General features: G+C 63.4%; 23 protein-coding genes. 5 read left to right on the top strand and 18 right to left on the bottom strand.

Features of this window, described 5'->3' with window-relative positions; translation table 11 throughout:
* Positions 1-33: 33 nt before the first annotated feature.
* Positions 34-1,038, bottom strand: a complete 1,005-nt coding sequence (locus RFM98_RS01560; protein WP_320307188.1) for a SecDF P1 head subdomain-containing protein — start codon at positions 1,036-1,038, stop codon at positions 34-36.
* Positions 1,039-1,088: 50 nt separating this feature from the next.
* On the bottom strand, positions 1,089-1,427 hold the full coding sequence (gene yajC, locus RFM98_RS01555; protein ID WP_320307187.1) for a preprotein translocase subunit YajC: 339 nt from the start codon (positions 1,425-1,427) through the stop codon (positions 1,089-1,091).
* A 265-nt stretch (positions 1,428-1,692) separates the two neighbouring features.
* Here yajC and RFM98_RS01550 point away from each other — a divergent pair, with 265 nt between their 5' ends.
* Complete coding sequence (locus RFM98_RS01550) at positions 1,693-2,565, top strand: ATP-binding protein (protein ID WP_320307186.1); 873 nt, start codon at positions 1,693-1,695, stop codon at positions 2,563-2,565.
* A gap of 77 nt (positions 2,566-2,642) precedes the next feature.
* Positions 2,643-3,512, top strand: a complete 870-nt coding sequence (locus tag RFM98_RS01545) for an isocitrate lyase/PEP mutase family protein (RefSeq protein WP_430682248.1) — start codon at positions 2,643-2,645, stop codon at positions 3,510-3,512.
* A 141-nt stretch (positions 3,513-3,653) separates the two neighbouring features.
* Here the strand turns inward: RFM98_RS01545 and RFM98_RS01540 are convergent, their stop codons facing one another.
* The 13 genes from RFM98_RS01540 to RFM98_RS01480 form a co-directional block, all read right to left on the bottom strand.
* Entirely contained in the window at positions 3,654-5,168 is a 1,515-nt protein-coding gene (locus RFM98_RS01540; protein ID WP_320307184.1) for a peptidoglycan DD-metalloendopeptidase family protein, read from the bottom strand.
* Between the two features lie 243 nt (positions 5,169-5,411).
* Positions 5,412-6,065 (bottom strand): protein-L-isoaspartate(D-aspartate) O-methyltransferase, encoded by a 654-nt coding sequence (locus RFM98_RS01535; protein WP_320307183.1) that lies wholly within the window; start codon positions 6,063-6,065, stop codon positions 5,412-5,414.
* Between the two features lie 13 nt (positions 6,066-6,078).
* A complete protein-coding gene (surE, locus tag RFM98_RS01530; protein WP_320307182.1) occupies positions 6,079-6,837 on the bottom strand; it encodes a 5'/3'-nucleotidase SurE in 759 nt (252 codons plus the stop codon).
* A 4-nt stretch (positions 6,838-6,841) separates the two neighbouring features.
* Positions 6,842-8,146, bottom strand: a complete 1,305-nt coding sequence (gene serS / locus RFM98_RS01525) for a serine--tRNA ligase (RefSeq protein ID WP_320307181.1) — start codon at positions 8,144-8,146, stop codon at positions 6,842-6,844.
* 196 nt (positions 8,147-8,342) lie between these two features.
* Positions 8,343-9,218 carry a twin-arginine translocase subunit TatC gene (tatC, locus tag RFM98_RS01520; protein WP_320307180.1) on the bottom strand — a complete coding sequence of 292 codons (876 nt, stop codon included), beginning with the start codon at positions 9,216-9,218 and terminating at the stop codon, positions 8,343-8,345.
* Complete coding sequence (tatB, locus tag RFM98_RS01515; protein WP_320307179.1) at positions 9,215-9,940, bottom strand: Sec-independent protein translocase protein TatB; 726 nt, start codon at positions 9,938-9,940, stop codon at positions 9,215-9,217. The genes tatC and tatB overlap by 4 nt, the downstream gene beginning before the upstream one ends.
* Positions 9,941-10,023: 83 nt before the next feature.
* Positions 10,024-10,245, bottom strand: a complete 222-nt coding sequence (locus RFM98_RS01510) for a twin-arginine translocase TatA/TatE family subunit (protein WP_320307178.1) — start codon at positions 10,243-10,245, stop codon at positions 10,024-10,026.
* Between the two features lie 181 nt (positions 10,246-10,426).
* Positions 10,427-11,182, bottom strand: a complete 756-nt coding sequence (gene scpB, locus RFM98_RS01505; RefSeq protein ID WP_320307177.1) for an SMC-Scp complex subunit ScpB — start codon at positions 11,180-11,182, stop codon at positions 10,427-10,429.
* The gene (locus RFM98_RS01500; protein WP_320307537.1) at positions 11,179-11,982 is read right to left on the bottom strand and encodes a segregation and condensation protein A; all 804 of its coding nucleotides are present in this window, start codon (positions 11,980-11,982) and stop codon (positions 11,179-11,181) included. Before RFM98_RS01500 ends, scpB begins: the two co-directional genes overlap by 4 nt.
* 62 nt (positions 11,983-12,044) lie before the next feature.
* Complete coding sequence (nagZ, locus tag RFM98_RS01495) at positions 12,045-13,064, bottom strand: beta-N-acetylhexosaminidase (RefSeq protein WP_320307176.1); 1,020 nt, start codon at positions 13,062-13,064, stop codon at positions 12,045-12,047.
* Positions 13,065-13,269: 205 nt separating this feature from the next.
* Positions 13,270-16,725 (bottom strand): SPOR domain-containing protein, encoded by a 3,456-nt coding sequence (locus RFM98_RS01490; RefSeq protein WP_320307175.1) that lies wholly within the window; start codon positions 16,723-16,725, stop codon positions 13,270-13,272.
* A gap of 103 nt (positions 16,726-16,828) precedes the next feature.
* Positions 16,829-18,586: an arginine--tRNA ligase gene (argS, locus tag RFM98_RS01485; protein WP_320307174.1), complete on the bottom strand. Its 1,758-nt coding sequence runs from the start codon at positions 18,584-18,586 to the stop codon at positions 16,829-16,831.
* 61 nt (positions 18,587-18,647) lie between these two features.
* Entirely contained in the window at positions 18,648-19,865 is a 1,218-nt protein-coding gene (locus tag RFM98_RS01480) for a deoxyguanosinetriphosphate triphosphohydrolase (protein ID WP_320307173.1), read from the bottom strand.
* Between the two features lie 70 nt (positions 19,866-19,935).
* Here RFM98_RS01480 and erpA point away from each other — a divergent pair, with 70 nt between their 5' ends.
* The 3 genes from erpA to RFM98_RS01465 all read left to right on the top strand — a co-directional run bounded on the left by erpA (position 19,936) and on the right by RFM98_RS01465 (position 21,605).
* Complete coding sequence (gene erpA, locus RFM98_RS01475; RefSeq protein ID WP_320307172.1) at positions 19,936-20,283, top strand: iron-sulfur cluster insertion protein ErpA; 348 nt, start codon at positions 19,936-19,938, stop codon at positions 20,281-20,283.
* A 161-nt stretch (positions 20,284-20,444) separates the two neighbouring features.
* Positions 20,445-21,239 carry an exodeoxyribonuclease III gene (gene xth, locus RFM98_RS01470; protein WP_320307171.1) on the top strand — a complete coding sequence of 265 codons (795 nt, stop codon included), beginning with the start codon at positions 20,445-20,447 and terminating at the stop codon, positions 21,237-21,239.
* 72 nt (positions 21,240-21,311) lie between these two features.
* Positions 21,312-21,605, top strand: coding sequence for a hypothetical protein (locus RFM98_RS01465; RefSeq protein ID WP_320307170.1), 294 nt, complete (start codon positions 21,312-21,314; stop codon positions 21,603-21,605).
* A 35-nt stretch (positions 21,606-21,640) separates the two neighbouring features.
* Here the strand turns inward: RFM98_RS01465 and RFM98_RS01460 are convergent, their stop codons facing one another.
* The 3 genes from RFM98_RS01460 to RFM98_RS01450 form a co-directional block, all read right to left on the bottom strand.
* Positions 21,641-22,468 carry a tetratricopeptide repeat protein gene (locus RFM98_RS01460; protein ID WP_320307169.1) on the bottom strand — a complete coding sequence of 276 codons (828 nt, stop codon included), beginning with the start codon at positions 22,466-22,468 and terminating at the stop codon, positions 21,641-21,643.
* The gene (gene ilvD / locus RFM98_RS01455; protein WP_320307168.1) at positions 22,455-24,179 is read right to left on the bottom strand and encodes a dihydroxy-acid dehydratase; all 1,725 of its coding nucleotides are present in this window, start codon (positions 24,177-24,179) and stop codon (positions 22,455-22,457) included. The genes RFM98_RS01460 and ilvD overlap by 14 nt, the downstream gene beginning before the upstream one ends.
* Positions 24,180-24,469: 290 nt before the next feature.
* Entirely contained in the window at positions 24,470-25,699 is a 1,230-nt protein-coding gene (locus tag RFM98_RS01450; protein WP_320307167.1) for an outer membrane protein transport protein, read from the bottom strand.
* Positions 25,700-25,815: the final 116 nt, after the last annotated feature.

Genomic DNA, 25,815 nt, shown 5'->3' with positions numbered 1-25,815 from the left:
CGTCTATCATCGTCATTTCGACCACGGCCGGCCCTATCGTGCTTCCTCGACGATTGTCAATCGCGCCGGCAGCGCGCCGGTGCGCATCAGCAAGGCGATCGTCTTGGCTTCCAGGTCGGTAAAGCTTCCCGATATCTGGCCAGTGCCGCCCTCGATGGGTTCTCGAATGATCGGGGCGGAAATGACCTGACCATCCAAAATCATTGCAAACGGCTTGCCTACATACTGTGTCGTCGCCCATTTGAAACGCTCGGTACCCCTGGAATCGAGCCGGAATGCGACGACAGGCTCACCGGCCAGTGCTGCCCTAGCGTCCAGCACATGGTCACCGGAAACGATGACCCGGTTTTCGACAAGATAGGGGACCGGCGGATCGTCCATGCTATAAAGCACCGACGATCCCGCTGGCGGCCGGCCGTTGATTGCATCATTCACCGGCATCGACGTGTCGACCAGCTGAAAACTCAGCCGACCGGGCCGCGCAAGGGTTCGCGCCAAGCTGAGCAAATCCGCAGCGCCTGGCGCCTGAACAAGTATGCCCTCGTCCATCAATTGGATCGCGGAATCGGCGATGCCGAGTTCGTGCAGACGATTTTTGATGACCTCGATCGACTGCGCGAGCGCGGCCGACATGCGATAGTTCGCGCCGGCGTCTGTCATCATGAATTTCAGCAGGCCGGGCTCGCTGTCGTCCAGCGCAAATTCCTGGACCGGACCTTCCTTGCCGGCGATGGGATCGACCACTGCCTTGAGTGCCGCTTTGGCAGCCTCGACTTGCGCGGGATCGCCAATGCGCAGTTGAACCGTGGGGCCCGACACGGCAAGGCCGCCGAAGTTGATCCTCGGTTGGACGTCACGCAGCAGCATCCTGATCTGGTCGCGTGTTGCTTCCAGCCGGCGGTTGATCAACTCATCCGTATCCAGGCGAAGCAAAATATGCGTCCCGGATATCGAAGCAAAAGCATTCGACGCGCCGAAGACCATCGCGATCAGGGCAAGCCCGATCAAAATGACCTTCAGGCGCGAAAGATAGACCATATGCCGCCGTTCGTCAGAATCCTGCGCGGCTATCGCCGCCGGGATTTCGCTTACTTCTTGGCGTTCTGGTTCGCCACCGGCTCGCCCTTGACGCGGACATCAGAGATCGTCGAGCGCAGCGCCGTCACCTTGGTTCCGCCGCCAAGGTCGACCTCCAGCTCGTTGTCGTCGATCACCTTGGTCACCTTGCCGACGAAGCCACCGCCGGTCACCACCGTATCGCCGCGGCGCACCGCCGAGAGCATCTCCTGGCGCTTCTTCAGCTGCGCGCGCTGCGGCCGGATGATCAGAAAATACATGATCACGAAAATCAGGACAAATGGCAAAATCGAGATGAACATGTCTGGCGAGGCGCCGATGCCCTGGGCGTATGCCGGTGTAACGAACATCAAGAAACTCCTGGATGGTGAAATACCGCCAGAGGCGGCCCCGCGAAATTTGGCCGGAATATAGTCGGTAAAGTTGCCAATGCAACTCCGCCACCCGGCAAATCCGTTGCTTTTCCAGCTGTTTGCAGCGTGCTAGAGCGTCGCAGCAGTGGCGGCTGCGGATCGCCGGAAGTTCATGTTCCAACAAAAGCTTGAAGTTGGTTCTTGCAGCGCCGCCATCGAACCTGCTCCTACGCCCGACATGCCCGAACAAAAAAGACCTGATATGACCGACAGTCTCGATGCCCTGAACAAGAAACTCGACCGTCTGATCGAGGCGGTGTCCCGCCTCGCCCCGCCGCCCGTTCCGCAGACCGATCTCGGCGTCGCCGAATGCTTCGTCTGGCAGGCTGAACCCGGCTATCTGGAGCCGGTGCGCAAGGTCAACCGCGTCGACATCGGCTTGATCCGCGGCGTCGACCGCGTGCGCGACATCCTGCTCGACAACACCGAGCGCTTCGCGTCCGGTTATGCGGCCAACAACGTGCTGTTGTGGGGCGCGCGCGGCATGGGCAAATCATCCCTGGTCAAGGCCGTGCATGCCACCGTGAACGCCTCGGACAAGCTCGACCGGCCGCTGAAGCTGATCGAGATCCACCGCGAGGACATCGACACGCTGCCCAAGCTGATGGGTCTCTTGAAAGCGGCGCCCTACCGCTTCATCCTGTTTTGCGACGACCTCTCCTTCGACCATGACGACACTTCCTACAAGTCGCTGAAGGCGGCGCTCGAAGGCGGCGTCGAAGGCCGGCCCGCCAACGTGATCTTCTACGCCACATCCAACCGGCGCCACCTGCTGCCGCGCGACATGATCGACAACGAGCGCTCGACTGCCATCAACCCTTCGGAGGCGGTCGAGGAAAAAGTCTCGCTTTCCGACCGTTTCGGCCTATGGCTCGGCTTTCACAAATGCTCGCAGGACGAATATCTCGACATGATCGACGGTTATGTCCGCTATCACGGCCTGTCGATCGACCCCGGGCAGTTGCGCGCCGAGGCGCTGGAATGGGCAACGACGCGCGGCAGCCGCTCCGGCCGCGTCGCCTGGCAATTCACGCAGGACCTCGCCGGTCGCCTCGGCAAACCGCTGAAAGACTGATCACCATCATCCGAAACGGCCTGTCTATCGCCAAACCGGCGGTCGGGTACATTTGTTCTTTATTTGTTCCAACCTCCATGTCATTGTTCCAAAGGCCTGATGTGCCTGGAGAGGAACAACAATTGGAAAGCAAGGGCGCAACGTTTCGCAAGCTCCATGAGGAACCGGGAGCATTCATCATTCCCAACCCATGGGACGCCGGCACTGCGCGAATTCTGGCGGCCATGGGCTTTCGCGCTCTTGCCACCACCAGCGCTGGCATGGCGTTCTCCCTTGGCCTCGCCGAGGGACAGGTCTCCAAGGAGGATACGATGGACCACTGTCGGGCCATTGTAGCCGCGACGCCGCTCCCGGTTTCCGCTGACCTAGAGAAAGGCTTCGGCGACAGCCCCGAAAGCGCTGCCGAGACGATTCAGGCCGCCGCCGACATCGGGCTGGCCGGATGTTCGCTTGAAGATCACACCGGGAGGCGCGACGATCCGATCTATGACTTCACGCTTGCGGTCGAGAGAATCGAGGCGGCAGCACAGGCGGGGCGCGCGCTGTCGCAAGATTTCGTGTTGACGGCACGCTGCGAGAACTTCTTGTGGGGGCGTCCCGACCTGGACGACACCATTCGAAGATTGCAAGCCTTCGAAAGAGCAGGCGCCGACGTGCTCTATGCGCCCGGCCTGCATGACCTGGGCCTGATCCGTACTGTTTGCGGTGCCGTAACGAAACCCGTCAATATCGTGATGGGCATGCCCGGCGCCACATTTGGCCTGGCCGAACTGGCGGAGGCTGGCGTCAAGCGGATAAGCGTCGGCTCGGCGCTGGCACGGCTCGCTTTCGGGAGCTTCGTCCGCGCCGCCCGTGAGATGAGATCGGAAGGAACCTTCCGGTTTTCGCAAGAAGCCATGGGCTTCGCTGAGCTGGAAGGCTTCTTTACTGGATCGACAAGGGTCTGAGAGACTTGTGCCGATCGGTATCGACGTCTTGTCCGATACGGCTCTTCCAGCCGCGAACCACTGAAAAAGCCCGCCCCTTTCGGAGCGGGCTGAAGACGGCGGGCCGGACTGGAGGTCAGGCGGCCCGCAAAGGTTCTTGTTCTATTCGAGATAGCCGGTCGGATCGACCGGGGCCGAGTTCTTGCGCACTTCGAAGTGCAGCTTCGGCGAGTCTGTGGTGCCGGTCATGCCGGACAGCGCGATCTCCTGGCCGCGCTTGACCTTCTGGCCGCGCTGCACCTCGATCGAGCTTGCGTGGCCGTAAACGGTGACCAGGCCGTTCTCGTGCCGCACCAGCACGGTGTTGCCGAACTCCTTGAGGCCGTCGCCGGCATAGATGACGACGCCGTTCTCGGCCGCCTTGATCGGCGTTCCTTCCGGCACCGCGATGTCGACGCCGTCCTTGCCGGAGCCGAAGCCGGAGATCACGCGGCCGCGCACCGGCCAGCGCATCTTGCCGATGCCGGTCGCGTCGGGCGCCACCGCATCGTCGTCTTCGGCCTGCTGGATGACCTTGGCGTCCTTCTTCGGCGGCGTGTAGGAGGCGAGCGTCTCGGTGGTCTTCGCCGGCGGCGGCGTCGTCGCCGTCGTCACCGGATCAACCGCGGGCTTGGCAGCCGCCACGACGGCACCGCCAGCCGGGACCTTGAGCGTCTGGCCGATCTTGAGCAGGCCGGCCTGCATGCCGTTGGCCTGCTTCAGCGCCACGACGCTGACGCCGGTCTTCCTGGCGATCGACGACAGCGAGTCGCCCTGCTGGACAGTATAGGTGCCTCCGGCGCCGGCCGGCTTGGCCTCGGCGACCTGCGGTGCGGGCTTTGGATTCTTGGAACCCGTGGCCGCTGCCGAGGTGTCGACCTGGGCGGCCGACTTGCCGTCCTTGATCTTTGGCTGCTGCGGCAGCACCGCGACCTTCTCGGGAGCGCCGGTGGGCTGCTTCGGGGTATTGACCGGCTGGCCTTCGGCGACCTTCGGCTCCGCCTTGCTCGAATAGGCATAGGCGGGAATGACGATCTTCTGGCCGGACCTGATGCCCTTCTTCGGATCGATCCCGTTGACCTTGGCGATGGCGTCGGCCGGCACCTTGTAGCGCGCCGCCAGGCCCGATAGCGTCTCGCCGTCCCGGACCACGATCTCGGTCGCATGCGGTGCCGCGCTTGCATTGCGCACAGCATCGGGCTCGGCGGTCTTGAACGGCTTGGCCGGCGCAACCGTGCCGGTGGTCGTCTTGTCGACATGCGGCGCGGGAGCAAGCGCCGGAGCCGGCGCAAGGGCTGGGGCTGATGCCGTGCGCATCGGCCTGGCCGGCGCAGCGGCAGGCTGCGAGGGCGGCGGCAGTTGCTGCGCCGTGACCGGCTCGAGGCTAGAGCGGCTCACCGACTGTGTGTGTGCGCCGTCGACCGGCGCCGGCGCGACGGTGTCGCCCGGATAGGGCTGGTCGACATTCTGCTTGTTGATGATGGCGCGCTGATTGTTGGTGGATGACGTGAAGACGTCATCGACACCATTGAAGCGCATCGACTGGGAACTGCACCCCGCCGCCGCGCCGGCAATCATCAAGACGGCGCAGCCTCGCGCCAGATTGCGACTGTTTGCCTTCAAAACGTTGAATTGCATCGCATTAACCCGCACAGACCCGGTACAAACTGGTCATGATTAAAGCGCGTTAATGTTACTGGCCGGTTAACCCATTAGAATCCGGCGAAAATTTTCTTAAAACATTGGGGAAAATTTTGGCGAAGGGCCGTCAGGCCCGTTAAAGCGCGTCGCGCTGAACCGAATTCAGGCGACGCGCTTTAGGTCTTTGTTTTGATGCATGTCGTTGTCCCAGAACCGCTGCACACTTCTGGGCGACATGCATTAGATCACCGCGGCAACGCTGCGCAGGATCGGCTGCAGCCTGACCATGCCGATGTCCTCGCGCTCGAAGCGGCTGCCAACCTTGGTGAGCTTGGCCAGCACCTGCTCACCTTCCTCCGGTCCGATCGGCGCGATGACGACGCCGCCGCTCGAAAGCTGGTCGAGCAGGAAGCGCGGCAGGCTTTCGAAGGCGGCCCAGGCGACGATGCGGTCGAATGGTCCTTCGTTGGGCAAGCCATTGGAACCGTCGGCCTGGCGGACGATGACGTTGCTGATGGCAAGCGCCTCGAAGCGCTGCTTTGCCTGCTCGGTCAGGGTCTTGTAGCGGTCGATGGTGATGATGCGCGCCGCAAGCCTCGACATGACCGCGGCCGTATAGCCCGAACCGGTGCCTATCTCGAGCACCCGGTTGCCCGGCTCGATGTGGAGTGCGGCGATCACGGCCGCCTGCAGATCGGCGCCCTCAATCGCCTCGCCGCATTCGATCGGGAGCATGCCGTCCGACCAGGCGATCGCGTGGAATTGGGCCGACAGGAAACCGCGCCGCGGCGTCGCCTCGAAGGCGGCGACCAGCGCCTTCGGCGCCGTGCCCCTGCCCCGCAGCCTCAGCAGAAAAGCGGCAAACCCTTCGCGGTCGTCGATGGCGATGTTCATGCGAAAACCTTGCTTATGCCAATGCCTTGGTCAGTTGGTCGCGGAGTTCATGGGCGGTGAGGTCGAGTTGCAGCGGTGTCACCGACACCAGCCGGTTGCGCAGCGCGTAGAGGTCGGTACCCTTCTTGCCTTCGACCGGCTCGCGGCCGAAGCGCAGCCAGTAATAAGGCAGGCCGCGCCCGTCACGCCGTTCGTCGACCCACAGGCTGTGCACCAGCTTGCCTTGCGAGGTGACGACGGTGCCCTCCACTTCGTCGGGCGCGCAGTTCGGGAAATTGACATTGAGCAGCACGCCATCCGGCAGCGGCGTTTCCACCAGTCTCTTGAGCAGCGCCGGCGCCAGCGCCTCGGTCGTCTCGTAAGGAACGACGCGATCCTCGCCGACATAGGAATAGGCCTGGCTCACCGCGATCGAGCGAACCCCGAGCAGCGCGCCTTCCATGGCGCCTGCAACCGTACCGGAATAAGTGACGTCGTCGGCGATGTTGGCGCCGGAATTGACGCCGGACAGGATGAGGTCCGGCGGTCCGGGCAGGATCTTCTTCGTGCCCATGATGACGCAGTCGGTCGGCGTGCCGCGCACGGCGTAATGCTTCTCGCCGATCTTGCGCAGCCTGAGCGGCTCCGAGATCGACAGCGAATGCGCGTAGCCGGACTGGTCCTGCTCCGGCGCGACCACCCAGACATCATCCGACATCGTGCGGGCGATGCGTTCGAGCGACGCCAGCCCCTCGGCGTGAATGCCGTCATCGTTGGTCAGGAGAATGCGCATGGATTCACTTTGGACCGATTTTGGCGAGACCACCCATGTAAGGCCGCAGCACTTCAGGAATGGTTACGCTGCCATCTTCATTCTGGTAGTTTTCGATGACAGCTATAAGAGCGCGGCCGACCGCGGTGCCCGAGCCGTTGAGCGTGTGGACGAAGCGGTTGCCCTTGCCGTCCTTGTCCTTGTAGCGGGCATCCATGCGCCTGGCCTGGAAATCGCCGCAGACCGAGCAGGACGAGATTTCGCGATAGGCGTTCTGGCCGGGCAGCCAGACCTCGATGTCGTAGGTCTTGCGCGCGCCGAAACCCATGTCGCCGGTGCAGAGCGTCACCGTGCGGAACGGCAGGCCGAGCCGCTTCAGCACCTCCTCGGCGCATTGCGTCATGCGCTCATGCTCGGCGAGCGAGCTTTCCTGGTCGGTGATCGAGACCAGCTCGACCTTGTAGAACTGGTGCTGGCGCAGCATGCCGCGCGTGTCGCGGCCGGCCGAGCCCGCTTCCGAGCGGAAGCATGGCGTCAGCGCCGTGTAGCGCAACGGCAGCTTCTCATGCGCGGTGATCTCTTCGCGCACGAGGTTGGTGAGCGGCACTTCCGCCGTGGGGATGAGGCCAAGCCGACCATCGCCATGCGGCGTGAAGAACAGGTCTTCCTCGAATTTCGGCAGCTGGTTGGTGCCGAACAGCACCTCGTCGCGCACCATCAACGGCGGGATGATCTCCTCGTACCCATGCTCGGTCGTGTGCAGGTCGAGCATGAACTGGCCGAGCGCGCGCTCCATGCGCGCCAGCTGGCTTTTCAGCACGGTGAAGCGCGAGCCCGACAGTTTCGCCGCCCGCTCGAAATCCATCATGCCGAGCGCTTCGCCGATCTCGAAATGCTCCTTCACCCAGTTCGCACGCGTCGGCACCTCGCCGACGATGCGCTTGACGACATTGTCATGCTCGTCCTTGCCGACCGGCACATCCTCCAGCGGCACGTTGGGCAGCACCGCGAGCGCGTCGTTCAGCGCCTTGTCGAGCTCGCGCTCGCGCGCCTCGCCGTTCTGGATGAACGCCTTGATCTCGCTGACTTCGCCCTTGAGCTTCTCGGCAAGCGCTGCATCGCCCGAACGCATGGCATTGCCGATCTCCTTCGAGGCGGCGTTGCGGCGCTCCTGCTTGACTTGCAACTCTGTCAGATGCTCGCGCCGCGCCTCGTCCTTGGCGACCAGATCGTCGACCGTGGACTGCGCGTCGCCCGCCGACCACGAGCGCTTGACCAGCGCTTCGACAAGGGCCTTCGGGTTGTCGCGAATCCATTTGATATCAAGCATGGTCGATCCTCAAAGCAACGCATGTCGCCCAGAAGTGTGCAGCGGTTCTGGGACAACGACATGCATCAAAAAAAGACTTAAAGCGCGTCGCCTGAATCCGTTCAGCGCGACGCGCTTTAAGGATCGAGGGCGTAAACCGCATCTGTCGGCGATGCAAGACGGCGGCTGAGCCGACCGTGTTTTTCCGGCCTTTTGCTTAGCTCGGCGTTTGCGTCGACGAGGTGTCGGCCGCCTTTTCAGCCACTGTCGCCCCGGCATCCTGCTGCTCGCGTGCCAGACGATCACGCGCCTGGCTACGTTCGATCATACGCGAGGACCAGATGGCGACCTCGTAGAGAATGATGGTCGGGATGGCGAGGCCGCACTGGCTCAGCGGATCTGGCGGCGTCAGCACCGCGGCAACCACGAAGGAAAGGACAATCGCCCATTTGCGCTTCTCGGCCAGCGCCTGCGACGACAATATGCCGACACGCGTCAAAAGGCTGGTCACCACCGGCAGCTGGAACACCAGGCCGAAGGAGAAGATCAGCGTCATGATCAAGCTGAGATATTCCGACACTTTCGGCAGCAGGGAGATCTGCACCTGGTCGTTGGTGCCGGCCTGCTGCATGGCGAGGAAGAACCACATCACCATCGGGGTGAAGAAGAAATAGACCAGCGAGGCGCCCATCAGGAACAGGATGGGCGACGCGATCAGGAACGGCAGGAAGGCGCTGCGCTCGTTCTTGTAGAGGCCCGGCGCGATGAATTTGTAGATCTGCGTGGCGATCAGCGGGAAGGCGATCACCATGCCGCCGAACATGGCAAGCTTCACCTGGGTGAAGAAGAACTCCTGCGGCGCGGTATAGATCAGCTCGACCTTGTGCGGGTCGAGCCCTGCCCATTGCGTCGCCCATTTGAACGGTACGACCAAAAGGTTGAAAAGCCGCTTGGCAAAGAAGAAGCAGACGAGAAAGGCGACGAAAAAACCGCCCAGCGACCAGATCAGACGGCGGCGCAGCTCGATGAGATGTTCGATCAGCGGCGCGGACGATTTCTCGATTTCTTCCTTTTCCTTGTCCGAAACGCTCACTTGGCGGCTCCCGCCGTCTTCTTGCTGTCGGTTGTCTTCTTCGCGGCCGGCTTCTTCGCAGGGGTGGGCTTTGCCTCAGCCTTGGGCGCGGCCTTCCTGGCGGGCGCGGCGGCTTTGGCCGGAGCCGGCGAGGATTTGGCCGGCGCATTATCGGCAGCCTTCGACGCCGCTGCCGTTTTCGCCGCGGCGCCGGTCGTCCCTGCCTTGGCGGTAGCCACCTTTTTCGCCGGCTTGGCCGGCGCGGCGGTTTCCGAAGCCGTTGCGGCGACGGACGCGTCGGTCATGGCCGGGAAGATCGGCGCCGCCGGGGCTGCCTCGGATGCATTGACGCCGGGCATATCCGTCGCGCCATTTTTCAGCGGCTCGGCGGCCTGCGGCGTCGATGCTGCCGGCGCAGCCGGATCGGCGGCCGGCTTGGGCTTCATCATCGTATCGACACCGGACCGCACATCGGCCGCCGCCTGCTCGAATGGATTGAGCTGCTTGCGCACCTCGTTCAACGGATTGAGGCCGCGAAGGCTGTCTATCGAATTCTTGACGTCATCGAGTTCGGCTTCCTTCAGCGCGTCGTTGAACTGCTTCTGGAAGTCGCCTGCCATGGCTCGCAGTTTCGCCGCCGTGCGGCCGAAGGTGCGCAGCATATTGGGCAAATCCTTCGGCCCGACGACCACGATCATGACGACCGCGATCACCAGCAGTTCGCTCCAACCGACTTCGAACATGGCAATCTATTCCAACCAGAGCATGCCGCCCAAAAATGTGACGCGGCTTTGGGACAACGGCATGCTCAAAGCAACAACTGAGCTCAGCTCTTGCTGGCCTTTTCCTTGACCGACGAAACGGTCTCGTCGGCACGATGTTCGACGGTGCGCTTGTCCTCCGCGGTGTCGTCGTCAGCCATGCCCTTCTTGAAGCTCTTGATGCCCTTGGCCATGTCGCCCATCAGCTCGGGGATCTTGCCGCGGCCGAAGACCAGCAACACGATGACCAGCACGATCATCCAGTGCCAAATCGAAAATGAACCCATTGCAAATCTCTCTCGAATGTTTTCCCTGGCGATGATCTATGCGTTTTCGCTCGGGGATTCAAACACAACCGCAATGAAGTTGATAAAAATGGCTAGCCGATGTCACGCACTTTCGGCGTGAGCGCCTTGCTACGAATCCGCGCAGGCCTTGCTAATCAACCATCCTGCGCCGGCTTCGTGGTCAATCTTCCGTGACGCGCGGCGTCAGCAGCCCGAGCTCCTCGAGGTCGATATCGGTCAACGCGTCCTCGTCCTCGGTCAGCGCATCGGGATCGACCGGCGGGACCGGCATCGAGAAATTGGCCGGCATGCGCGTCGACAGCAATCCCGCGCCCTTCAGCTCTTCCATGCCGGGCAGATCGCGGATCTCCTCCAGGGCGAAATGGTCGAGGAAGGCGTCGGTGGTGCCATAGGTCACCGGCCGCCCGGGCGTACGGCGGCGGCCGCGCATCCTGACCCATTCCGTTTCCAGGAGCGTGTCCAGCGTACCTTTGGACGTCTCCACGCCTCTGATGTCTTCGATTTCGGCGCGCGTGACCGGCTGGTGATAGGCGATGATCGCCAGCACTTCGAGCGCCGCGCGCGAGAGCTTTCTTTGCTGGACGGAGTCCCGGCTCATCAGGAAAGCCAGATCGCCGGCGGTGCGGAAGGCCCAGGCATCGCCGACACGCACCAGGTTGACGCCGCGCTTGGCATAGATTTCCTGCAGGTCCGCCATTGCGGCGGCGATGTTCACGCCCTCCGGCAGGCGCGCGGCAAGCTGCTTTTCGCTCACCGGCTCGGCGCTGGCGAAAATGATCGCCTCGGCCATGCGCACGGCTTCCGACAACTGCAGCCGCTCGGCGGGGTTTTCGATGGAACCCTGCTCGGCCATATCGTCTTCAGGTTCGTCCTCGACCTTGAACGGGACGACCGAAGCGTTGGCGCGTTCGCTCATGATATTACCTCGACTGCCCTGACACTTTGCGCGCGGCCGCGCAGATAGATCGGCGCGAACACCTGATCCTGCCGCACTTCCAGTTTGCCCTCGCGCACCATTTCAAGCGTCGCCGCGAAGGAACTGGCCATCGCCGTGCGCTTCTCTTCCGGCGCCGCCACCAGATATTCGATCAGAAAACTGTCGAGCGCCGTCCAGTCGCTGATCGAGCCGATCAGCCTTGCCAGCACCTCACGCGCGTCCTTCAACGACCACACGGCGCGCCGGGCGATCGTCACATTGTTGATGGCCTGCTTCTGGCGCTGCTGCGCGTAGGCGGTGAGCAGATCATAGAGCGAGGCCGAAAAGCTGTTGCGCTTCTCGATGATGACCATTTCCGGCAGGCCGCGCGCAAAGACATCGCGGCCGAGGCGGTTGCGGTTGACCAGTCGCGCCGAGGCGTCGCGCATGGCTTCAAGACGCTTCAGCCGGAATTGCAGCACCGCCGCCAGTTCCTCGCCGCTTTCGCCCTCCTCGCCCGGCTGTTTCGGGATCAGGAGCTTCGACTTCAGGAAGGCGAGCCACGCCGCCATCACCAGATAGTCGGCGGCAAGCTCCAGCCTGAGCGCCCGCACCTTCTCGATGAAGGCCAAATACTGCTCCGCGAGCGCCAGGATAGAAATGCGCGCCAGATCGACCTTCTGGTTGCGGGCAAGATGCAGCAGAAGGTCGAGCGGTCCTTCGAAGCCCGCCACATCGACGACCAGCGACGGGTCGCCGGTCAGGCGTGAATCATCGTTCTCGGCCCACAGACGGTCCATCGGTGCGGCCTTCGCGGCCTTGCTTTCCAATGTCTCCGCCACTTGCCTTTCGTCCCTTCGGTTCAGGCCACCGCTTCGAAATAGGTGGCAAATTCAGCGCGTATCGCGATTTCGTCGGCGACGTCGCGGTTCTTTATATAGGTCAGCGCCCGCTCCGCGCGCTGCAAGGACTTGGCCGTGAGCGCCGTCGTGCGCGACGCGATCCCGGACATCTCCTCGAAAACGCCGTTGCAGTGAAGGACGAGATCGCAGCCGGCCGCAAGGATCGAGGCCGCCTTTGTCGGGAAATCCCCAGAAAGTGCCTTCATCGAGGTGTCGTCGCTCATCAGAAGCCCGTCGAAGCCGATCTCGCCGCGGATCACCTGATTGACGACCTTGGCGGAAGTCGTCGCCGGATTATCGGGGTCGATGGCGCTGTAGACGACATGCGCGGTCATCGCCATCGGCAGCTCGTTGAGCGCCTTGAACGGGGCGAAATCATGCCGGCGCAGCTCCTCGAGCGGCGTATCGACGATCGGCAGCGCGAAATGCGTGTCAGCGAAGGCGCGACCGTGGCCGGGAATATGCTTCATCACCGGCAGCACACCGCCGGACATCAGCCCCTCGGCCGAAGCCCGGCCAAGCTCGATCACGGCATTAGGCTCCTTGCCATAGGCGCGCGCGCCGATGACGTCGCTGGCCCCTTCGACCGGAACGTCGAGCACCGGCAGGCAGTCGGCGGTGATGCCCAGGCGGGAGAGATCGAAGGCATGCAGCCGCGCCAGCAGCCAGGCGGCGCGGCGGCCGGCCTCACGATCGTCGCGCCACAACGCGCCAAGCGCGCCGCCGGCCGGATAGTTCGGCGCCAGCGGCGGACGCAGGCGCTGCACCCTGCCGCCTTCCTGGTCGATGAAGACCGGAGCGTCCGGGCGACCGACACTGTCGCGCATCGAGGCGACGAGGTCACGGATCTGCTCGGCCTCGCCGATATTGCGCGCAAACAGGATGAAGCCCCACGGACGTTCGTCGCGATAGAAGCGGATTTCGTCCTCGGTGAGGGATTTCCCGGCACAGCCGAGGATCATGGATTTTGATTCGCTCATGCACACAAGCTTAAGGCTTTGGCCGGGCAAAGGGAATCACCCCTGCCCTGCGGCTCGCCAAAGCCCACAACGAAAAGCCGGCGCGGCCTTGCGGCGGCGCCGGCTTCGAGAGTCGGAGCAGTTCCGGGGAAAGTGTGGAGCGGTTGGGCTCGGCGACTTCGCCGTAGCTTTCCGTCCGGAATTGCATCTAACAAAGATAGGTCGATCAGCGCGATACGAAGCAGTTGCCGCCGGCCGCCTTGTAGCTGGTGCAGAGCGCGATCGCATCGTTGCGCGACTTCGCCGGAACGCGAACACGGTAGAACGTGCCCTTGCCCGCGACTTCCGCCTTGACGATGCTGGCCGTGCGGCCGGAAAGAACGCTGCCATAGCGGCGCTGCAGGTCCTGATAGGTCGACTGCGCGCTTTCGACCGTCGGCTGCGAGGCGATCTGCATCGACCACGAGCCGCCACCGGCTGCCACGGCCGGATCGATGGAAGCGACCTGGTCCGGCTTGACCTCGCCGACGATATCGACCGGCTGGTCGGACGGACGCGCTGGCGCCACCGGCACCGCTGCCGGCGTGTTGGCTGACTGCGCCTTGGCTTCAGTCTTCTTCGCGGGCTTCACCGGCTTGACAGCCGGTGCATCGGCCTGGTCCGTGCCGGCAGCCACGGTTCCCGTCTGCTGGCCATCGGAAGCCGGCGCGACATGCTGCGGTGCCGGATCGCTCGGCTCGGCCGCCGCGACCTTCGGCGCGGCCGGAGCCGGATCCTCGCGCGGCACCAGCGAGCCGTCAGGCTTCACCATCATGGTCTTCACTTTGCGTGGCGCGACGGCGACGACGTCGTTGCTGGCCCCGTTGTCCGCATCCTGCTGCAGCACCTGGGCGATACGGTCTTCCGACTTCGGCGCCGGCGCTGCCGGTTGCGCGCTTGCCGGCTGGGCGCTTTCGGGCGCTGCCGCTTGCGCGACGCCAGGCAACGCTGCGTCTGGTTTGTCGGCGGCATTGGCACCAGCCGAGGCGTCGGCATCGTTGGGTGAAAGGTCGACGACCCGGCTCGGCGGCGGCTCCTTCGATGCCAGGTCCACGGGCTGCTCGGTGGTATTCACCAGCTTCTGCTGCACCGGCTCGGCGGGCTTGGCGGCGCCGCCACCCTTGGCCACCGCGTCATAAACCTTGTTGTCCTGGTTCGGCACCACCGTGCCGCCCGGATTTTCGGGCTTCACCTTGATCGGCGAATTGTCGGCCTTGACGATCACCGGAGTCTCGCTGCCGCCCTTGCCGCCGAAGGAGAAGGCCAGCGCGCCAAGGCCGCCGAGAACCACCACGGCGCCGACGAGCGCCGCGATCATCGTACCGCGCCGGCGCGGCTGTGCCGCCTCGCGCTCGGCAAGCCCGGGGATCGCCATCGCCTCTTCGAGCTCGGGATCGTAGTCGAGTTCGTCGTTGGCGAACTCGTCCGACTGCGAAACCGGCCGGCTGCCGGGCAGATCGTCGGTGTCGTAATCGTTCGCGGCCGCGAACGAAGCCGGGGCGGCTGGAGCCGCCGGAGCCTCGGCGCGCAGGTCGCGACGGTCGTAGCCGTTGAAGCCGGCACTGTAGGATTCATCATCATAGCCCCGGCTCTGCGCGGGCGCCGATGCGATCTCGGTCGCGTTCATGTCGGTGAGCAGGCTGGCGAATTCCGCGTCGAGATCGTCGTATGCGGTTGCCGCCGGCTGGTCCTCTTCGAAGCTGAGCTCCGGAATGTCGAGGTCGTCGGCGAGCGCGACCACGCGCTCCGGGACATCGACCGTCTCGACGTCCGGTACGTCGTCATGCTGGGAGGGCTGGGTCGTAGACATCGGGGCCTGCGTCGGCTCGGCATAGGCGGAATAATCCGGTGCCGGTTCGTTGCGGTAGACAGGCGCCGTCATCTGCGCTGATGCTGAAGGCGCGGCCGTCTGCAGCGAAGCCGACGGCGCCGGCTGTGCCGCGAACGAAGCTTGCACAGGCGGAGCGGCGGTCGGGGTCGAGCGGCTCCACGACTTTGTCTGCTCGACGGACGTTGAATGCAGCCAGTCGGGCGAATTTGCCGGAGACTTCGCCCTGGCAGCGGCCTCTTGCTCGGCCTCTATGCTCTTGGCGAAAGCGGCGCCGAAAGCGTCGTCGTCGAAATCAACGTCCGGCTCGATCCTGGAAGGCTCAGCCTTGGCCGGGGTTGCAAAATCCTGGCGGTCGAGCTCGCCGGCGAGCAGGTCGTCCAAGCCGCTCTCGACCGGCTGAACGCCCTGGTCGTTCTGCACCGGCTGGTGCTCATCGAGATCCCAATCGAGATCGTCGGCCTCGGCCTTCTCGCTTTCGTAGCCCGCAGGTTGCGCAACCAGCCGCGGCGCGGGAACAGGCTCCTTGATCACCGGCATCGGCCGCGCGGTCATGGCGCCAAGCAGCGCATTGAGCTCGTCCTCCAGGCTACGCTCGCTGGCCGGCTTCGCCGGCTCTGCGGCCGTGACCGGCGGAACCGCATCGGCGACGACGGGAGCCCGCTCGACCATGGCCGGCTGCAACACGGCGGCCGGCTCGACGGCCGGAGCTTGCGGCTCCTCGTTCAGCGCATCGCGGAAGCTCAGTTCGAAATCGTCCTCGAGGGTCAGCGCGGCGGCAGGGTCGGACGCGACAAGCTCGGGCTCGGGCTCGTCGGCAAAATGCGCCATCCCGGTCGACGCCTCGACCATGGGTTCCGGCTCATCGTCAAGCGACAGCTCCGGCTCCTGAAAACCCTGTTCCTGGCCGAGATTCATGTCCTGACCGGGATCCATCTCGACATCGGTCGTCGCCTGGTCGAAATGACCGGCAAACTCACCTTCGGAAACCACCGGCGTTGCCGCGTAAGCCTCGACCGGCTCGGCGGATTGCGCATGCTGCTCCTGCTCGTGGCTCTCAAACGACAGCTCGTCTTCGAGCGACATCTGGACCGCATTGTCGAAATCGGCGTCGAACGCGCCTTCGCTCGCGGCTTGCACGGCTTCGACGGCATCCTGACGGGTGTCGGCAGGCTCATGATGTTCGGCCGGGTTGTGATGGTCGATCTGGAAATCCTGGTCCAGCGAAGTCGCCATCTCCTGATCGATCGGAAGATCATCCTCGAGCGCCGGGACATCGAGCGAACTGGCGACCGCCTTGTCGAAATCGTCGTCAAAAGCGACTTCCGGCTCGGGAGCGATTTCCGGTTCCGGTGCGAAATGCGGCTCTGGCGCGAAGTCCGGCTCCGGGGCAACTTGCGGCGCCGCAGCGAAATGCGGCTCCGGTGCGCGAGCCACGGCGAAGTCGGCATGGTCCGCCGCATCGTCAAAGACGAAATCCTGCTCGAAGGACGCGGTCAGCTCGTCGTCATTCGCGGCGACGCTGGCAGCCTCGAAGGCCGGCTCCCGCCTGATCTGATGTACGACAGCCTGCTGCGCGACCGGCTCGCTTTCCTCGACGGAATCGAACTCGCCCATCAACTCCTTCTCGAGGTCGATGTCGAAATCGTCCGCCTCGGGAGCTTGGTCAGCCGGCACGGCTTTCTCGGCCACGGGAGCCGGCTGCCTGACCGGCTGGCGCGGGTCGAAACCCATGATCCGGGTCAGTTCCGCGAACGGATCGTCGGCGGCGATATCGTTGTGGTCGGCTACTTTCAGCGGGGTTCTGTCTGCCATTATTGTTCCCGAACTCGCACACAGTCGGACGCCATGGACGTCGCGCAGGGTTGGCCCTTACCAGCGCAATGTGGGCAAAAGGTGACAGGTTTTTTAGTTAAACCTAACGCATTTCGGTGGGCGCGTCTGCCCCGATCAGCGTCAGGCCGGAGGTCAAGACATCCGAAACAGCCTGCACCAGCCCTAGTCTGGCATAGGTTGATTCTCGGTCGTTAACCTTAACAAAACGTAAGTCCGGGTTGTCGTGGCCGCGATTCCATTGTGCATGGAAGCCGGAAGCCAGATCGTAGAGGTAGAATGCCAGCCGGTGCGGCTCCAGCGAAAGCGCAGCGGATTCGATCAGTCGTGGATATTCGGCCAGCTTCCGGATCAGCGCGATTTCGCCTTCGTCGGCCAGCGCCGCCACGGAGGCCGTGAGCCGGTTGCGATCGAAATTCGCCTCGCCCAGCTGCTCGCTCGCCTGCCGGAAAACCGAGTGGCAGCGCGCCGACGCGTATTGCACGTAGAACACCGGATTGTCCTTCGACTGCTCGGTCACCTTGGCGAAGTCGAAATCGAGCGGCGCGTCGTTCTTGCGGTAAAGCATCATGAAACGGATCGGGTCGCGGCCGACCTCCTCCACCACGTCGCGCAAGGTGACGAAATCGCCGGACCGCTTCGACATTCGGACCGGCTCGCCGTCGCGGAACAGCTTTACAAGTTGGCAAAGCAACACGGTGAGCTTGACGGTATCGCCGGCAACCGCGCGGGCGAGCGCTTCGAGCCGTTTCACATAACCGCCATGGTCGGCGCCGAGCACATAGATCAGATCGATGAAGCCGCGGTCGACCTTGTCCTTGAGATAGGCGACGTCGGCGGCGAAATAGGTGAACGAGCCGTCCGACTTGACCAGCGCCCGGTCCATGTCGTCGCCGACCGCCGTCGAGCGGAACAGCGTCTGCTCGCGGTCTTCCCAATCGTCTGGCTTCTCGCCTTTCGGCGGCGGCAGCTTGCCCTTGTAGATATGGCCCTTCAGCGTCAGGTCGGCGATCGCCGCCCGGATCTTCTTGGCATTGTCGGCATGCAGCGTGCGCTCGGAGAAGAACACGTCGTGATGCACGTTGAGCAGCGCCAGATCCTCGCGAATCATCACCATCATCGCATCGACCGTGCGGTCCTTGACGATCGCCAGCGCTTCCTCTTCCGGCATCTCCAGCAGGCCGAGGCCGAACTCCTCGGCCAGCGCCTTGCCCACCGGGACCAGATAGTCGCCCGGATAGAGGCCGGATGGGATCTCGCCAATGTCTTCGCCGAGCGCCTCGCGATAGCGCAGCAGCGCCGAGCGGCCGAGCACGTCGATCTGCGAGCCGGCGTCGTTGATGACATATTCCTTGGTGACGTCGTAGCCGGCGAAAGCCATCAGGTTGGCTAAAGTGTCCCCGACTACGGCGCCACGGCAATGGCCGACATGCATGGGGCCGGTCGGATTGGCCGAGACGTATTCGACATTGGCCTTGCGGCCGCCGCCGATGTTCGAGCGGCCATAGTTGCGCCCCTCGCCAAGCAGCGCTGCCAGATGCCTGTGCCAGAACGCGTCCTTGAGCCTGAGATTGACAAAGCCCGGCCCGGCGACATCGGTCGAGGCAACGTCGGCATCGGCGCGGATCGCTTCGGCCAGTTTTTCGGCAAGCGCGCGCGGGTTCTGGCCGGTGGGCTTGGCCAACACCATCGCAGCGTTGGTGGCGAGATCGCCATGGCTTGCATCGCGCGGCGGCTCGACCGTGATGCGCGACAGGTCAGGCGCGGCCCCCTCCTTGTCTTTCAGATCAAGGGCTTGGACGGCTTTTACGGTCCGCGCGTTGAAATCGGCGAAGATATTCATTGGAAGTGCTCTGGGCTTTAAGAGGCGACCGGCTCAATGGCCGGCAAAATCGAGGCTCGCCCTAGCTCAAATCGGGCGTATGGTCAAACAGACGACGATGTTCCTTGAGCGCATAGGTGTCGGTCATGCCGGCCAGGAAGTCGGCGACGCTGCGCGCCTTGATGCGATCCTCGGCCCTGTCGAGCCCCTCGCGCCAGCCATCCGGCATGGCGCGTGGATCGGCGAAATAGACGTCGAACAGCTCGCGCACGATCCGCTCGGCGTCGGCCCGCACCCGCATCACTTCCGGATGCCGGTAAAGATGCTTGTAGAGGAAGGCCTTCAATTCCTTCTCGGCCGTAGCCATGCCTGCCGAAAAGGTCACCAAGGTTTCGCCCGCTGTTCGCACCGCGTCCGCGCTGTCGGGTTTCAGGCGCTCGATATTGGCCGCGGTCGATGTGATGACATCCTCGACCATCAAGGTGATCTGCCGCCGCATCAGCTCGTGGCCGGTGCGGACGTCGTCAAGCTGAGGATATTTTGCGCGCACGCCGTTCAGGATCGAGCCCGGCAGGCCAACCTCCCTCAGCATGTCCAGCGTCAGGAAGCCGGCGCGCAGGCCGTCGTCGATGTCATGGGTGTTGTAGGCGATGTCGTCGGCGATGGCGGCGCATTGCGCCTCGATGCCGGCGAAGCGGTCGAGCTCGAGGTCATGCAGCTCCGAATAGTCGCGGATCGCCTGCGGCACCGGGCCCTTGAGCCCCTTCCCGCTCGCGTCGGTCAGCGGGCCGTTGTGCTTGACCAGCCCCTCCAGCGTTTCCCAGGTGAGATTCAGCCCGTCGAATTCGGCATAGCGCCGTTCGAGCCTTGTGACCACGCGCAGCGACTGCGCGTTGTGATCGAAGCCGCCCCAGGCGGCCATTTTTTCGTTGAGCGCATCTTCGCCCGTGTGGCCAAACGGCGTGTGGCCGAAATCGTGGACCAAGGCGATTGCTTCGGCGAGATCCTCGTCGCCGCGCAAGGCCCGCGCCAGCGCGCGGGCGATCTGCGCCACCTCGATCGAATGCGTCAGCCGCGTGCGGTAGTGGTCGCCCTCATGCGCCACGAAGACCTGGGTCTTGTGCTTCAGCCGGCGAAAGGCGGTGGAATGGATGATGCGGTCGCGGTCGCGCTGGAACGGCGTGCGGGTCGGGCTTTCGGGCTCGTCGAACAGGCGTCCGCGCGAGCGCGCCGGGTCGCTCGCATAGACAGCGCGCGGCCGATAGCCGAAGCCGATGTCGCCAAGAGCATCCTCGCCCATTCACCCACCAGTTGACTTGCCCGCGCCCGCTTCATACCTATCATAGGAAACCGAAAGCAAGGTGACGCCGATGGGCGCGGATGCAAAGACTTCCATGAAGGTCGAAATGACCGACGCCGCGGCAAAGCGGATTGCCAGGATCGTCTCCGGCGAACCGGGCAAGACGGCTCTGCGCGTCTCCGTCGAAGGCGGTGGCTGCTCCGGCTTTTCCTACAAATTCGATCTCGTCGGCGACCGCAATGACGACGATGTCGCCATCGAGAAGGACGGCGCGACCATCCTGATCGACGACCTGTCGCTGGTCTATATGGGCGGCTCGGTGATCGACTTCGTCGACGACCTGATGGGCCAGTCCTTCCAGATCAGGAATCCGAACGCGGTCGCTTCCTGTGGCTGCGGCACCAGCTTCTCCATCTGATCGGCTGAAACTTCGCAAAGCTTGAACCGGTGCAACCGGATAGCCATGGCTGTCGCTTTGACCATGGCAGGAATGCGAATGGATGGCCTTTCTAAAGGTCCGTGCAGGCAATACGATCGGCCTCGTCGAGCGCCTTGCGCCGGAACAAGATTGAGGCCTGCATGAAGATCGTTACCTGGAACATCAACGGCGTTCGCGCCCGCATCGGCAACCTCACCCATTGGCTGACCGAGAGCGCGCCGGACATCGTCTGCCTGCAGGAAATCAAGTCGGTCGACGAACTGTTTCCCCGCGCCGAGATCGAAGCGCTGGGCTATAATGTCGAGACCAACGGCCAGAAGAGCTTCAACGGCGTCGCCATCCTGTCGAAGCTGCCTTTCGACGAGGTCAACCGCGGCTTGCCGGGCGACGATGCCGACGACCATGCCCGCTTCATCGAAGGCGTCTTTTCGACCGACCAGGGCGCCTTGCGCGTCGCTTCCCTCTATCTGCCCAACGGCAACCCGATCGACGATGAACGGAAGTTTTCCTACAAGCTGGCCTGGATGGCGCGGCTGGAGCGCTGGGCGCAGGAGCGGCTGCGGCTCGAGGAGGCGCTGGTGCTGGCCGGCGACTACAATGTCATCCCGGAGCCGGCCGATGCCCGGTTTCCCGAAAGTTGGCTCGGCGACGCGCTGTTCCAGCCGCAGACAAGGCAAGCCTTTCGCCGGCTGAAGAATCTCGGCTTCACCGAAGCGGTGCGCGCCGTGACCGACTCGGCCGGCGTCTACACCTTCTGGGACTATCAGGCCGGCGCTTGGCAGAAGAACAACGGCATCCGCATCGACCACCTCTTGCTCTCACCGGAAGCCGCCAACCGTTTCTCGTCGGCCTCGGTGGAAAAGCACGTCCGCGCCTGGGAAAAGCCTTCCGACCACGTGCCGGTCGCGATCGATCTAAGGCTGCGGCCGGCCTGAGAATTTCAAGCTTCCCTGGACCCTGATATCGCCACAAATCCAGTCTTTGATGCGGGTTGCTGTGGGGGTTGAATGGCGATCCGATTTCTTTTCTGGCCGGTCGGCCTTGCTTTGGCGCTTGCCGTGCCGGCGCCGTTGTTGGCGGCGCCAACCTGTCTTGCCAACGGCAAATCTTTCAATGTCGGCGAGACGGCGTGCCTGACGCTGGCCGGCGAGAGCCACCTCGCCCGCTGCGACATGGTTCTCAACAACACGTCCTGGACCAGGATCAAGGACGAATGTGCGGGAGAAGCGCCCAAACCGCACCCGACATCGATCTCGACTCCGACGCCCGGCCCGGCGCCCACGGAGCCGACCGAGAACTGATACGCTGCTGATCTCAGGGGGAGATTATTCGGCGCTTACTGGTCGCCGTTGTTGCCCTTGGTCAGGATGTCGTCGGCGAGCGAGATCGCGGTCCGGCGATCGGCCTCGCCGGCCGCGGCGAAAGCCTCTTCCTGCATGTTGCGGATCCAGGGCTGATCGACCGCCGGAGCCCGCTGCAGCGCCGCCGTCATCATCGCCAGGCCTCGCACGACCTTGCCGCTCTGGAACAGAAGATTGCCGAGCGTCGCCTGCGCGCCGGCATGGCCCTTCTCGGCCGCCAGTTGCAACCAGCGGCCGGCCTGCTTGACACTGGCCTTCACGCCGCCCTCGCCCTTGAGGAACATTTGGCCGATCTCGAACTGGGCGTTCGGATTGCGGTAGTTGGCGGCGGCGCGCATGTAATATTCCTGCGCCGCAACGTCGTTTTCCTCGACCGGGGTGCCTGGAATGCCTTTGCGCAGATAGTCGCCGAGCGCCACCAGCGCGTCCGACACATAGCTTTCTTCCGGCGAGCCGGGCTCGACATCCTGATCGACGATTTCCGAGAAGAACTTGAAGGCGGCATAATCGTCGCGCGTCACGCCGTCACCCTCGGCATACATGCGTGCAAGCTTCCAGGTGGCGCCGATCTGGCCGTTCTCGGCGGCGTATTTATAGGCCTCGACCGCCTGGTCCTTGTGGCCGCTCTTGTAGGCGGAGAAGCCGAACTGGAACACCGCCCACGGGCTCGACTGCGGCTTCACCCCGGTCTTGTCGTCGAACACCTTGTCGTCGAAGGCCATGGCCTGCCCTACGGCGCCCAAGGTCGCAAGAGCGACCAGTGCCGAAAAGACAGACGACCTCAACACCTCAGATGTCCGCATAGCAGTGCGTTTCTTTGGCGGCACCCGGATGGGTTACCGCGCCGTCGCGGGCCGACCCTACGGTCTGCGCATATTTCCAGATCGCGCCGGACTGATAGTCGGTCTTGCGCGCCTTCCAACTCTTTGCCCGGGCCGCCAGCTCGGCGTCCGACAGGGCCACCTCGATCGTGCCTTTCTCGGCATCGATCGAGATCACGTCGCCATCCTTGATCAGCCCGATCGGCCCGCCGACCGCCGCCTCCGGCCCGACATGGCCGATGCAGAAGCCGCGCGTGGCGCCGGAGAAGCGTCCGTCGGTGATCAACGCCACCTTGCCGCCCATGCCCTGGCCATAGAGCGCCGCCGTCGTCGACAGCATCTCGCGCATGCCCGGACCGCCGCGCGGCCCCTCGTAGCGGATGACGAGAACCTCGCCTTCCTGGTAGTTGCGCTGCGTGACCGCTTCGAAGCACTCCTCTTCCGAATCGAAGCAACGCGCCGGGCCTGAGAATTTCAGTTCCGACATGCCCGCGACCTTCACGATCGCGCCTTCGGGGGCAAGGTTGCCCTTCAAGCCCACAACGCCGCCTGTCTTGGTGATTGGCCGATCGGCGGGACGCACAACATCCTGGCTCTCATTCCAGGAAACGTGCTCCATATTTTCGGCCAAAGTGCGGCCAGTGACCGTCATGCAGTCGCCATGCAGATAGCCGTGGTCGAGCAGCGTCTTCATCAAGAGCGGAATGCCGCCGGCCTCGAACATATCCTTGGCGACATATTTGCCGCCCGGCTTGAGGTCGGCGATATAGGGTGTCTTCTCGAAGATCGCGGCCACGTCGAACAGGTCGAACTTGATGCCGGCTTCATGCGCGATCGCCGGCAGGTGCAATGCCGCATTGGTCGAACCGCCGGTGGCGGACACCACCGTCGCCGCGTTTTCCAGCGCCTTGCGGGTGACGATGTCGCGCGGCCGGATGTTCTTGGCGATCAGCTCCATCACCTTTTCGCCGGAGGCGAAATTGAAGCGGTCGCGCATCTCGTAGGGCGCCGGCGCGCCGCAGGAATAGGGCAGCGCAAGGCCGATCGCCTCGGCGACGGTCGCCATGGTGTTGGCGGTGAACTGGGCGCCGCACGAGCCCGCCGACGGGCACGCCGCCTGCTCGATCTCCAGCAACTCTTCATCGCTGATCGTGCCGACCGAATGCTGGCCGACCGCTTCGAACACGTCCTGCACGGTGATCTGCCGGCCGCGATAGTTGCCGGGCAGGATCGAGCCGCCATAGATGAAGATCGACGGCACGTTGAGGCGAACCATCGCCATCATCATGCCGGGCAGCGACTTGTCGCAGCCGGCGAGCCCGACAAGCGCATCATAGCAATGGCCGCGCATGGTGAGCTCGACCGAATCGGCGATCACCTCGCGCGACACCAGCGACGACTTCATGCCCTGGTGGCCCATGGCGATGCCGTCGGTAACGGTGATGGTGCAGAACTCGCGCGGCGTGCCGCTGGCGGCCGCAACGCCTTTCTTGACCACTTGCGCCTGGCGCATCAGCGAGATGTTGCAGGGGGCCGCTTCGTTCCAGCAGCTGGCGACGCCGACCAAAGGCTGCGCGATCTCGGCCGCCGACAGGCCCATGGCATAGAGATACGAGCGATGCGGCGCGCGCGCCGGACCTTCGGTCACGTAGCGGCTGGGCAGCTTGGCCTTGGAGATTTCCCTGGCGTCCATACTCGTCCTTGCCGCACACCCCGCGGCCGGTCCCATCGCCGGGCCAACCTGGCACGCATCCCGAGACCTATCTCGGGTGCTCCGGGTTTATGGCGGGAAATGGGCAGTTCCCTCGGCAAGCCTTTTAGCGCGGGGGTTGTTCATAAACTGTTGCCAAAACGTCACAATCATATCGGGCGCCGGTTGTGCGGCGAATCTGCAACATTGGGTGGGCCAGTCGGACCAGACTGTTGATTGCAAAACAAAAAAAGACCGGGCGGTGCCCGGCCTTTTCTCGAATTTGCAGAAACTTAGAACTTGATCTTGAGACCGCCCGAAATCGCAGTGACCAGATCGTTGCCGAAGTCATAGCTGACATCGGTACCGGCCGTGTAACCGTTCTCGTCGGTCAGCGTACCCGAGTGCCCGCTCGTCATGACGCCGATCGCACCGGCGAGGCGGAGTTCGATGTTGGGCCGAGGCGTGTAGGCGACGCCACCACCCAGCGTCCAGGTGTCAGTCTGCGAGCCGTAGCCATGCGAGGTACCGCGATCCCACGTCAACTGACCCGCGGCACTCCACTGATCGTTAAACTTGTGGCCGATACCGCCGGAGACGGTCCAGCCGTCGCGATACATCAAGTCAAGCGACGTTGGCCGGATGCTCGGGTTCGTCACTCCGCTGTTACAAGCGAAGCCGAACGCCTTCGAGCCATCCGTACAAATCGGAACAATCTGCAGAACGCTCCAGTTCACCCACTTGATCGAACCGAAAGCAAGCCAACCTGGCGCGATACCAGATTGCAGTTTCAATTCCAGTGAATCCGGCATGGACTGGCTGGGGGCATAAATGTTCGTAACTCTGCCACCGACGTTCAGTGTGCCGTCGATATTGTCCAGCTTTACCTGAGAGTTGTAAACGAGGCTGGCGCGTAGTGCGATATCCGGGATTTCGTAAGCGATGCCAGCCCGCCAACCCCACCCGCTGCTGTCCAGATCCACTCGGCCATGTACTGTTCCAAAGAGCGGGCTCGCGTAACTTTCCTTGAAGCCATAAACTTCTTGGTAGAACACACCACCGATGAACCGAAGTTGCCCCTTGCCCGCGTCCATCTTGTAGGAGCAGGTCGCGGCGTAGTTGTTGCTCTTGATGTCGGTTTCGATGTTTGAGTACGAGCCATTCCAAATGCCGGGGGCGGTGTGCGCACCCCAAGGCTGCGAATAATCGACCATGCAGTCGACGCCTTGGACAATCTGAGCCTTCGCACCGATGCGCGGGACCCAGTAGTCCTCGCTGTCATTCGCCGTGCTGCTAACCGTCAGACCGGCACCACTGGTGTCCACCGCGTTCTTGAGCTTACGGTTCGGCATCACATAGGTCGCTTCAGCTTCCGTAGCGAACGGAGCCGGATCGAAAAGCAAATCGATGTCGTAGCCGCCGCGCTCCAGACCGCCGGCGTGAGCCGGGTGCATCACCGCGCCGAGCAGAGCAATCGAAAAGCAGCCTGCCCCCGCCAGAGCTTTGAGCCGCAAAATGTTCATGGAAATCCCTCCCCAAATACAAGTGGCTCAAGCTAGAACCAATTCGGGTTAACGACGCAACAATGATTTCAAGAGCTGTACACGTACACCTTGACAGCTCGTATTTTGCCATGGTG

Source organism: Mesorhizobium australafricanum, assembly GCF_033977265.1.
GTDB classification, from domain to species: domain Bacteria; phylum Pseudomonadota; class Alphaproteobacteria; order Rhizobiales; family Rhizobiaceae; genus Mesorhizobium; species Mesorhizobium australafricanum.
Note: the sequence above shows the minus strand (reverse complement) of the source record. Positions and strands in the feature narration are given on the sequence as shown.

Coding starts and splice junctions, on each gene's coding strand:
- RFM98_RS01560 (WP_320307188.1), bottom strand. CDS start 1,038: ATGGTCTATCTTTCGCGCCTGAAGGTCATTTTGATCGGGCTTGCCCTG.
- yajC (WP_320307187.1), bottom strand. CDS start 1,427: ATGTTCGTTACACCGGCATACGCCCAGGGCATCGGCGCCTCGCCAGAC.
- RFM98_RS01550 (WP_320307186.1), top strand. CDS start 1,693: ATGACCGACAGTCTCGATGCCCTGAACAAGAAACTCGACCGTCTGATC.
- RFM98_RS01545 (WP_430682248.1), top strand. CDS start 2,643: ATGTCATTGTTCCAAAGGCCTGATGTGCCTGGAGAGGAACAACAATTG.
- RFM98_RS01540 (WP_320307184.1), bottom strand. CDS start 5,168: ATGCAATTCAACGTTTTGAAGGCAAACAGTCGCAATCTGGCGCGAGGC.
- RFM98_RS01535 (WP_320307183.1), bottom strand. CDS start 6,065: ATGAACATCGCCATCGACGACCGCGAAGGGTTTGCCGCTTTTCTGCTG.
- surE (WP_320307182.1), bottom strand. CDS start 6,837: ATGCGCATTCTCCTGACCAACGATGACGGCATTCACGCCGAGGGGCTG.
- serS (WP_320307181.1), bottom strand. CDS start 8,146: ATGCTTGATATCAAATGGATTCGCGACAACCCGAAGGCCCTTGTCGAA.
- tatB (WP_320307179.1), bottom strand. CDS start 9,940: ATGTTCGAAGTCGGTTGGAGCGAACTGCTGGTGATCGCGGTCGTCATG.
- RFM98_RS01510 (WP_320307178.1), bottom strand. CDS start 10,245: ATGGGTTCATTTTCGATTTGGCACTGGATGATCGTGCTGGTCATCGTG.
- scpB (WP_320307177.1), bottom strand. CDS start 11,182: ATGAGCGAACGCGCCAACGCTTCGGTCGTCCCGTTCAAGGTCGAGGAC.
- RFM98_RS01500 (WP_320307537.1), bottom strand. CDS start 11,982: ATGGACCGTCTGTGGGCCGAGAACGATGATTCACGCCTGACCGGCGAC.
- nagZ (WP_320307176.1), bottom strand. CDS start 13,064: ATGAGCGAATCAAAATCCATGATCCTCGGCTGTGCCGGGAAATCCCTC.
- RFM98_RS01490 (WP_320307175.1), bottom strand. CDS start 16,725: ATGGCAGACAGAACCCCGCTGAAAGTAGCCGACCACAACGATATCGCC.
- argS (WP_320307174.1), bottom strand. CDS start 18,586: ATGAATATCTTCGCCGATTTCAACGCGCGGACCGTAAAAGCCGTCCAA.
- RFM98_RS01480 (WP_320307173.1), bottom strand. CDS start 19,865: ATGGGCGAGGATGCTCTTGGCGACATCGGCTTCGGCTATCGGCCGCGC.
- erpA (WP_320307172.1), top strand. CDS start 19,936: ATGGGCGCGGATGCAAAGACTTCCATGAAGGTCGAAATGACCGACGCC.
- xth (WP_320307171.1), top strand. CDS start 20,445: ATGAAGATCGTTACCTGGAACATCAACGGCGTTCGCGCCCGCATCGGC.
- RFM98_RS01465 (WP_320307170.1), top strand. CDS start 21,312: ATGGCGATCCGATTTCTTTTCTGGCCGGTCGGCCTTGCTTTGGCGCTT.
- RFM98_RS01460 (WP_320307169.1), bottom strand. CDS start 22,468: ATGCGGACATCTGAGGTGTTGAGGTCGTCTGTCTTTTCGGCACTGGTC.
- ilvD (WP_320307168.1), bottom strand. CDS start 24,179: ATGGACGCCAGGGAAATCTCCAAGGCCAAGCTGCCCAGCCGCTACGTG.
- RFM98_RS01450 (WP_320307167.1), bottom strand. CDS start 25,699: ATGAACATTTTGCGGCTCAAAGCTCTGGCGGGGGCAGGCTGCTTTTCG.